Annotated in this window: 2 protein-coding genes; both read left to right on the forward strand. The window is 58.6% G+C overall.

The window, feature by feature from the left end; translation table 11 throughout:
- Positions 1–993, forward strand: a 993-nt coding sequence (locus tag OP495_RS17355; RefSeq protein WP_348521328.1) for a zinc ABC transporter substrate-binding protein, incomplete at its 5' end; no start/stop codon positions are given.
- A gap of 116 nt (positions 994–1,109) precedes the next feature.
- Positions 1,110–1,814: a metal-binding protein ZinT gene (locus OP495_RS17360; protein ID WP_280570995.1), complete on the forward strand. Its 705-nt coding sequence runs from the start codon at positions 1,110–1,112 to the stop codon at positions 1,812–1,814.
- The last annotated feature ends 227 nt before the right edge of the window (positions 1,815–2,041 follow it).

The raw sequence follows: 2,041 nt of genomic DNA on the forward strand, positions 1-2,041 counted from the left end.
TTCAGTCCCTACCTGGCGGCACTACTCATGTCGCCAGTCATGTCGCCGGCCGCCGCGTCCGCCGCCGTCCCTTCCGTCGCAGTCGATATCCCACCGGTCTATTCGCTGGTCGATCGCGTGATGGGAGACCTGGGCTCCCCGAACCTGCTGATCCAGCAGGGCGCGTCTCCCCACCGTTACGATATGCGTCCATCCGAGGCCGAAGCGCTCGAAAACGCCGATGCCGTGTTCTGGATCGGCGAAGACCTGACCCCGTGGCTGACACATTCCATGAACACCTTGGGCGACGATGCTCTCAGTGTCGATCTCATGGACTTGCCCGAAACGCAGACACTCGAGTACCGCCAGGAGGCCACCTTCGAAGCGCATCCTCATGGTCATGACGACCACGATCATGAGCATAACCACGACCATGAGCATAACCACGACCACGACCACGACCACGACCATCAGCATGATCACGCTCACGACGGATTGAATCCCCATGTCTGGTTCAACCCCGAAAATGCACAGGCCTGGCTGGACGTCATCGCCGACGACCTCGCCCGGCTGGACCCAACGCATGCGGATACTTACCGGAACAACGCTCGCCTTGGCAAGGAGACGTTGGCAACGCTGACAAGTTCACTGCAACAACAACTCGCCGATGCCGGCGATGTTCGCTTCATCGTGTTCCACGATGCCTACCAGTATTTCGAAAACCGCTTCGATGTCCATGCCGCCGGCGCCATTTCCCTGGGTGATGCGCGCAAGCCCAGCCCGTCGCGTATCGCAGAGCTCCATACGCTCGTCGAAACGCATGACATCGACTGCGTGTTCAGCGAGCCTCAATACAATCCGGAGCTCGTGAAAAGCGTATTCGGCAATACCGGCGTGAACACCTCCATCGTGGTCGATCCGCTGGGTACCGATCTCACGCTGGGAGACGAGCTTTACCCGCAATTGATGCACAAGCTTGCCAATGCCGTCTCGCAGTGTGCGAGCGATGCCTGATGGAAGCGCACGACCACCCATGCCGCCGCATTTTACCTGGCGCCATTAAAAGATATGTTATAACGTATTTAACGCTTTTTCATTGAACTGAAGCTGATTCACGCAAGGAGATCACGATGCGTCACCCATTTGCTCATGCCGCTCTCGCACTCGGCCTGCTATCGCTGGCGAGCGTGCCACCTGCTCTCGCGCAGCAGGATGCCCACGATCAACATGAGCATGAGCACGGTCATAGCCACGATCACGACCATGCGCACGATCATTCCCATGATCATCATCACGACAGCGACATCTACGCTGGCTACTTCGATGACAGCCAAGTAGAAGATCGCCAACTATCGGACTGGGAGGGCGACTGGCAGTCGGTGTATCCCTATCTCCAGGACGGCACACTGGATGACGTCTTCGCCCACAAGGCTGCGCACAGCGATGACAAGACGGCTGCCGACTACAAGCAGTACTACACGACCGGCTATCGCACGGAGGTCGACCGCATCGTGATCGAGGGTGACCAAGTCTCGTTCTACGACGACAGCGACAAGCGCACGGGGGAATACACCTACGACGGTTATGAAATCCTCAATTACGAGGCCGGCAATCGCGGCGTGCGCTATATCTTCGAGCGCGACGGTGGCAGCGCCGACGCACCTCGCTACATCCAGTTCAGCGATCACGCCATTTATCCCACGGATGCCGAACACTATCATCTGTACTGGGGCGATGATCGCGCCGCCCTGCTGGACGAAGTCACCCACTGGCCGACCTACTACCCCTCCGACCTGGATGGCGATGCCATCGCCCGGGAAATGCTGGCGCATTGATCGAGCAGTCGCATAGCACTCAGCATGACGGTCGACAGCCGCCCCGACCGGGGCGGCTGTCGTCTCAAGAACTCGCCGTCCCTTGGGGCCGCCCTTTCAACTGCGTAATGGCCGCACTTCCCAGTACGCCGATGAAGGCAATGACCAGCGGCACGCTAAAGGCGGCGCGTCCCACTAGGATCAGAAACAAGGAAGAAATGATAGGTACGAAATAGGTCAACACTCCC

The sequence above is a fragment of the Chromohalobacter sp. 296-RDG genome (genome assembly GCF_029889885.1).
In the GTDB taxonomy this organism is placed as follows: Bacteria; Pseudomonadota; Gammaproteobacteria; order Pseudomonadales; family Halomonadaceae; genus Chromohalobacter.

Coding starts and splice junctions, on each gene's coding strand:
- OP495_RS17360 (WP_280570995.1), top strand. CDS start 1,110: ATGCGTCACCCATTTGCTCATGCCGCTCTCGCACTCGGCCTGCTATCG.